Genomic DNA, 6,728 nt, shown 5'->3' on the forward strand with positions numbered 1-6,728 from the left:
ACGTGATACATCAGGAGTGAGACATGCTGTTTCATGTACGAATGGATGTGAACATCCCACTGGATATGCCAGTTGAAAAAGCGAATGAGATCAAAGCTGTTGAAAAGGCGTATTCGCAAGAGTTACAGCAACAAGGCAAGTGGCGTCATATCTGGCGAATCACAGGTCAGTATTCAAACATCAGTATTTTTGATGTGGAAAGCAATGAGGAGCTTCATTCAATTTTACAAGGTCTTCCGCTTTACCCATATATGAATATCGAAGTAATGGCGTTAAATCGCCACCCATCTTCTATCCGTGAAGATGATCGTTAAGTTTTAAGTGTCTTGGCTTGATTGATTCAGGCCATGACATCAATACATCCAGAGGTTTTTTAGCGTCATTTTAAACAAGGATTGTGGCAGCGAGCTCAAACACATTAGAAGTCAGCCACCACACAGCAAGCATACTTAAGGAGAAATAGTATGAACCGCGAACAAATTAATGCTTTAGTCAAAAAAATGAACGTTGATACTGCAACAGGTCCTGTTGATGAACGTGTTCAACAAATCGTTGTACGTTTAGTATCTGACTTATTCCAAGCGATTGAAGATTTAGATTTAAGCCAATCTGAAGTTTGGAAAGGTCTTGAGTACTTTACTGATGCTGGTCAAGCAAACGAATTAGGTCTTTTGGCTGCTGGCTTAGGTCTTGAGCATTTCCTTGATTTACGTGCAGATGAGAAAGATGCTCAAGCAGGTATTACAGGTGGTACTCCACGTACAATTGAAGGTCCATTGTATGTCGCTGGTGCACCAGAATCAGTTGGTTTTGCACGTATGGATGATGGTTCTGAAGAAGGCAAAATCCCAACTTTAATTATTGAAGGTATCGTTAAAGATACTGAAGGTAACATCATTGAAGGCGCTAAAGTTGAAGTTTGGCATGCAAACAGCTTAGGTAACTACTCGTTCTTTGATAAGTCTCAATCTGACTTCAACTTACGTCGTACGATCTTCACCGATGCACAAGGTCAATATACAGCATTAACCACAATGCCTGTAGGTTATGGCTGCCCACCAGAAGGTACAACTCAGTTTGTATTAGACAAACTTGGTCGTCACGGTAACCGCCCTTCACATGTGCATTACTTCGTCACTGCACCTGGCTACCGTAAATTAACTACGCAGTTCAACATCGAAGGTGATAAATACCTTTGGGATGACTTTGCATTTGCAACGCGTGATGGCTTAGTGGCAACTGCTGTAGACGTAACTGATGAAGCTGAAATTGCTCGTCGTGGTCTGAAAGGTGCGTTCAAACATATTCAATTTGATATTGAATTAGTGAAAGACGTTGAAGGTGCGCCTTCTACTGAAGTTGAACGTCGCCGCGCATCAGCTTAAATCAATTAGTCGGAATCGGGATAAGTCAATTATCCCGATGACTTCCCCTCAATTTGGAAAGTCGGAGAACGTCCATGCCACGTATTCCTGTAATTAATACCAGCCATCTAGATCGTCTTGATGAATTACTTGTAGACAACTTTGAGACAGGTGAGTTTAAACTTCATCGTTCAGTTTTCACTGATCAAGCCCTTTTTGACCTTGAAATGAAATACATCTTTGAGGGTAATTGGGTTTACTTGGCACACGAAAGCCAAATTCCAAATAACAATGATTATTACACGACACACATCGGTCGTCAGCCAATCGTGATTGCTCGTAACCGTCAAGGCGAGCTAAATGCAATGATCAATGCGTGTTCACACCGTGGTGCACAACTTTGCCGTAACAAACGTGGTAATAAGGCTACTTATACTTGCCCATTCCATGGTTGGACATTCAATAACTCAGGCAAACTTTTAAAAGTTAAAGACCCAACAGATGCAGGTTATTCTGACTGCTTTAACAAAGAAGGATCACATGATCTTAAGAAAGTTGCACGTTTTGAAAGTTATAAAGGCTTCTTATTCGGTAGCTTAAACCCAGACGTCTTGCCATTAGAAGAATTCTTAGGTGAAACGACTAAAATTATCGATATGATCGTCGGTCAGTCTGATCAAGGTTTAGAAGTTTTACGTGGCGCCTCAACTTATACATATGAAGGTAACTGGAAACTCACTGCTGAGAATGGTGCAGATGGTTACCATGTATCTGCAGTTCACTGGAATTATGCTGCGACTACGCAACAGCGTAAAGAAAAACAAGCTGGCGACAATATCCGTGCAATGAGCGCAGGATCTTGGGGTAAACAAGGCGGTGGTTCTTACGGTTTTGAAAATGGTCACATGTTGCTTTGGACACAATGGGCTAACCCTGAAGACCGCCCTAACTTCCCTAAAGCAGATGAATACTCTGAGAAATTCGGTCCTGCTATGTCGAAGTGGATGATCGAGCGCTCACGTAACCTTTGCTTATATCCAAACGTTTATTTGATGGATCAGTTCGGTTCACAAATCCGTGTACTTCGCCCAATTGCTGTCGATAAAACTGAAGTAACAATTTACTGCATCGCACCTGTAGGTGAAGAGCCAGAAGCTCGCGCACGCCGTATTCGTCAATATGAAGATTTCTTCAATGCTTCAGGTATGGCGACACCAGATGACTTAGAAGAATTCCGTGCATGTCAAGCAGGTTATGCTGGTATCGAACTTGAGTGGAACGATATGTGCCGTGGCTCAAAGCATTGGATCAATGGCCCAGATGAGGCAGCAAACGAAATTGGTCTAAAACCTAAACTTTCAGGCGTTAAAACTGAAGACGAAGGTTTATACCTTGCGCAACATCAACATTGGTTAGAAGAAATGAAACGTGCGATTAAAGCAGAACAAGCTTTAGCTGAACAAGGAGATAACGCATGAGTAACGCGAATCTTGAAGCAACTTTAGAATCAGTGAGCCAGTTCTTATTTAAAGAAGCGCGCCTACTTGATGATGAACAGTGGGATGAATGGTTAGAGTGCTATGCACCTACAGCATCGTTCTGGATGCCATCTTGGGATGACTACAATACATTAACTGAAGATCCTCAATCAGAAATCTCGTTAATTTATTATCCAGATCGTCAAGGTTTAGAAGACCGCGTGTTCCGTATCAAAACTGAACGCTCTTCTGCAACAATGCCTGATACACGTACAAGCCACAATATTAACAACATTGAAATACTTGAACGTCATGAAGATAAGGTTGTTGTTCGTTTCAACTGGAACACTTTAAGTTACCGCTACCAAAAGTCATACAGCTACTTTGGTATGTCACGCTACGAAATCAATTTGTCTGGTGAAAAACCACAAATTTTAAATAAATATGTGGTACTCAAAAATGATTACATCAATCAAGTAATCGACGTATATCACCTGTAATTAGTAAATAACAAGTTCAGTAACTACCAAATGGAATTTTGGTAGTTACACCAAAAAATTGTTCAAAAGATTCTTAAAGGATATTCAGCCATGTCAAACCATAATGTTGCACTTCAATTTGAAGATGGCGTAACCCGATTTATTTCAGTTGCACAAGGCGAAACGCTTTCTGACGCTGCATATCGTCAAAAGATTAATATTCCGCTGGATTGCCGTGATGGTGCATGTGGTACTTGTCGAGCTTTCTGTGAGTCTGGCAGCTATGACATGCCTGAAGAAACTTATATTGAAGATGCACTTACACCAGAAGAGGCTGAGCAAGGCTATATCTTAGCTTGCCAGTGCCGTCCTACTTCAGATGCAGTTTTCCAAATTCAAGCATCATCTGATGTATGTAAAACTCAAATTCATCAATATCAAGGTACACTTTCTCGTGTAGAAAACTTATCTGAATCTACAATTACCTTTGATATTCAACTAGACGAGGGTCAGCCAGATATCAATTTCCTTGCTGGTCAGTATGTAAATGTAGGTATACCTGGATCAACTGAAACACGTTCATACTCTTTCAGCTCTAAGCCAAGCAACCGTTTGACCGGCTTTGTTGTTCGTAACGTTCCTAACGGTAAAATGAGTAGCTTCTTAAGCACCGAAGCGAAAGTCGGCGACAAAATGACATTCACTGGTCCATTTGGTAGCTTCTACTTACGTAATGTAGTACGCCCTGTAGTAATGCTTGCTGGTGGTACAGGTATTGCTCCATTTATGTCGATGCTTCAAGTATTAGAAGAAAAAGGTTCTGAACATCCAGTACGTTTAGTTTTTGGTGTAACCAATGACTTTGACCTAGTTGCTATTGAAGAACTCAACAAACTTCAAGAAAAACTTGATTGGTTTGAATACCGTACCGTAGTTGCAAACCCGGAATCTGCACACGAACGTAAAGGTTATGTGACAGGTCACATTGAAACTGAATGGCTCAACGGTGGTGATGTAGACGTTTACCTCTGTGGTCCTGTTCCTATGGTAGATGCAGTTCGTGGTTGGTTAGATGCTGAAGGCGTTAAACCTGCAAACTTCTTATTCGAAAAATTCTCTGCGAATTAAAGTGGAGAGGAACATGAATCAAAGATTTGAAAATAAAATCGTAATCGTTACTGGTGCCGCTCAAGGCATCGGTCGCGGTGTTGCTCTTCAAGCAGCTAGCGAAGGTGCAAAAGTTGTACTGGCTGACCGTGCTGAATACGTGACGACCACACTTGAAGAAATTACGACTCAAGGTGGCACAGGTGTCACTGTCTTAGCTGATCTTGAAACCTATGCTGGTGCACAATCCGTTGTAAATAAAGCGATCGAGACTTTTGGCCGAATTGATGTGCTGATCAACAATGTTGGTGGTGCGATTTGGATGAAACCTTTTGAAGAGTTTTCTGAAGAGGAAATTATCAAAGAGATCAATCGTTCTTTATTTCCTACTTTATGGAGTTGTCGTGCAGTTTTACCACACATGCAACACCAAAAATCTGGTGTGATCGTGAATGTATCATCTATCGCCACATGTGGAATTAACCGTCTTCCATATTCTGCGGCTAAGGGTGGTGTAAATAGTTTTACTCAATCAATGGCATTTGCACATGCTAAAGATGGTATCCGCATCAATGCTGTGGCAACAGGTGGTACTGAAGCTCCACCACGTGTAATTCCACGTAATACTGCACCACTATCTGAGCAAGATCAAGCTTGGATGCAAGAAGTGGTTGATCAAACAATTGACCGCAGCTACATGAAACGCTATGGCACTATTCAAGAACAAGTAAATGCTATTTTGTTCCTTGCTTCAGATGAGTCTTCATACATTACAGGCACAGTCGTACCTGTAGGTGGTGGTGATCAGGGTTAACCCTGATCACGGACTCTTTAAATTCACAGGATCATTGACGCAAGGAGGCAAATACAATGGCAACCCTGTTTAAAACACTAAAAGAAGATTGGTCTATTTCCGCCACTGTCGCCGGCTTTTTAGCTGTATTGATTTCATATGCCGGACCATTAATTATTTTCTTTCAAGCAGCACAACAAGCCCAAGTTTCCCCAGACATGATGATTTCATGGATTTGGGGTATATCAATTGGTGCTGCTGTAGCTGGAATTCTATTATCAATAAAATTTAAAGTTCCTGTCATTACCGCTTGGTCGGCACCTGGTACTGCTCTGCTAGTCACACTTTTTCCAGATATATCACTGAATGAAGCAGTTGCTGCATATATCACTACAGCTGTAGTGATTTTCATCATTGGTATTACCGGATATTTCGACAAACTATTGGCTTTGATACCGCAATCAGTGGCTGCAGGAATGATGGCTGGTATCTTATGTCAGTTCGGATTTGGTCTTTTTACCGCGACCAATACCATGCCATATATTGTGTTTGGAATGCTTATTTCGTATCTGATTGCTAAGCGTTTAACACCTCGATATGCCATGCTTTTTGTATTGGCAGCTGGTATTTTCATGAGTTTAGTCCTCGGAAAATTCAATGCTGTGAATATGGAGTTTTCACTTGCAATACCCCAATTCATTGCGCCCGAGTGGACGCTTAACTCTTTTCTAAATCTTGCAGTACCTCTTATTTTAGTCAGCCTTTCTGGTCAATTTTTACCTGGCATGGCAATTTTGAAATTAAGTGGCTATGACATTCAAGCAAAACCCATTATTACCACTACCAGTATCGCATCGTTAGCTGTTGCTTGTGTGGGCGGGATCACCATTGTCCTGGCATCAATAACAGCCGCACTCTGTACAGGTAAAGATGCACATGAGCTCAAAGAGAAACGTTATATCGCAGGTATTGCGAACGGTATTTTCTATATTTTAGGTGGTTTATTTGCAGGCAGCATTGTGATGCTTTTTAGCTTACTGCCTAAAGAACTTGTTGCTGCATTAGCAGGTTTAGCACTTTTAGGTGCTATTGCTACAAATTTACACGTTGCTATGTTCCAAGAAAAGGATCGTGACGCAGCTCTCCTTACTTTCTTGGCGACTGTTTCAGGTATGCAATTTTTAGGTTTAAGTTCAGTTTTTTGGGGAATCTGTATTGGTATTTTAGCGCACGTGATTTTAACGAAGCGTCAAAATACTACCCCATCATCGTCTACATCGACCTGATCATATTAAAGGTAAATGTAGATCGTTTGTTTAGGAAGTGATTATGATTGATAAAAGCTCAGCGTCTTTAACCGAAGCCCTCTCCCAAATTAAAGACGGTTCAACCATTATGATTGGTGGGTTTGGTACTGCAGGTCAGCCTGCTGAACTCATCGATGGCTTAATTGAACTCGGTATTAAAGACTTAGTGATCGTCAACAACAACGCAGGTAATGGTGATT

At 41.3% G+C, this 6,728-nt stretch carries 8 protein-coding genes; all 8 read left to right on the plus strand.

Annotated elements, in window-relative coordinates:
• Positions 1–23: 23 nt before the first annotated feature.
• Positions 24–314, plus strand: a complete 291-nt coding sequence (catC, locus tag AC1M9H_RS14210) for a muconolactone Delta-isomerase (RefSeq protein ID WP_092766278.1) — start codon at positions 24–26, stop codon at positions 312–314.
• 150 nt (positions 315–464) lie between these two features.
• Complete coding sequence (gene catA, locus AC1M9H_RS14215) at positions 465–1,385, plus strand: catechol 1,2-dioxygenase (protein ID WP_481598102.1); 921 nt, start codon at positions 465–467, stop codon at positions 1,383–1,385.
• Positions 1,386–1,459: 74 nt separating this feature from the next.
• A complete protein-coding gene (gene benA, locus AC1M9H_RS14220; RefSeq protein ID WP_481608245.1) occupies positions 1,460–2,842 on the plus strand; it encodes a benzoate 1,2-dioxygenase large subunit in 1,383 nt (460 codons plus the stop codon).
• Entirely contained in the window at positions 2,839–3,342 is a 504-nt protein-coding gene (gene benB / locus AC1M9H_RS14225) for a benzoate 1,2-dioxygenase small subunit (RefSeq protein WP_035270498.1), read from the plus strand. The genes benA and benB overlap by 4 nt, the downstream gene beginning before the upstream one ends.
• A 90-nt stretch (positions 3,343–3,432) precedes the next feature.
• A complete protein-coding gene (gene benC / locus AC1M9H_RS14230) occupies positions 3,433–4,449 on the plus strand; it encodes a benzoate 1,2-dioxygenase electron transfer component BenC (protein WP_481613637.1) in 1,017 nt (338 codons plus the stop codon).
• Between the two features lie 13 nt (positions 4,450–4,462).
• Positions 4,463–5,242: a 1,6-dihydroxycyclohexa-2,4-diene-1-carboxylate dehydrogenase gene (locus AC1M9H_RS14235; RefSeq protein ID WP_481613638.1), complete on the plus strand. Its 780-nt coding sequence runs from the start codon at positions 4,463–4,465 to the stop codon at positions 5,240–5,242.
• A 56-nt stretch (positions 5,243–5,298) separates the two neighbouring features.
• Positions 5,299–6,507 (plus strand): benzoate/H(+) symporter BenE, encoded by a 1,209-nt coding sequence (benE, locus tag AC1M9H_RS14240; protein ID WP_180000663.1) that lies wholly within the window; start codon positions 5,299–5,301, stop codon positions 6,505–6,507.
• Between the two features lie 43 nt (positions 6,508–6,550).
• Positions 6,551–6,728 (plus strand): CoA-transferase (locus tag AC1M9H_RS14245; RefSeq protein ID WP_481592539.1); only part of this gene is annotated, 178 nt, incomplete at its 3' end.

It is taken from the genome of Acinetobacter sp. ANC_7512, assembly GCF_056779935.1.

What these genes read in the sequence shown, in the direction of transcription:
- catC (WP_092766278.1), top strand. Translation starts at nt 24, where the DNA reads ATGCTGTTTCATGTACGAATGGATGTGAACATCCCACTGGATATGCCA.
- benC (WP_481613637.1), top strand. Translation starts at nt 3,433, where the DNA reads ATGTCAAACCATAATGTTGCACTTCAATTTGAAGATGGCGTAACCCGA.
- benB (WP_035270498.1), top strand. Translation starts at nt 2,839, where the DNA reads ATGAGTAACGCGAATCTTGAAGCAACTTTAGAATCAGTGAGCCAGTTC.
- catA (WP_481598102.1), top strand. Translation starts at nt 465, where the DNA reads ATGAACCGCGAACAAATTAATGCTTTAGTCAAAAAAATGAACGTTGAT.
- AC1M9H_RS14235 (WP_481613638.1), top strand. Translation starts at nt 4,463, where the DNA reads ATGAATCAAAGATTTGAAAATAAAATCGTAATCGTTACTGGTGCCGCT.
- benA (WP_481608245.1), top strand. Translation starts at nt 1,460, where the DNA reads ATGCCACGTATTCCTGTAATTAATACCAGCCATCTAGATCGTCTTGAT.
- benE (WP_180000663.1), top strand. Translation starts at nt 5,299, where the DNA reads ATGGCAACCCTGTTTAAAACACTAAAAGAAGATTGGTCTATTTCCGCC.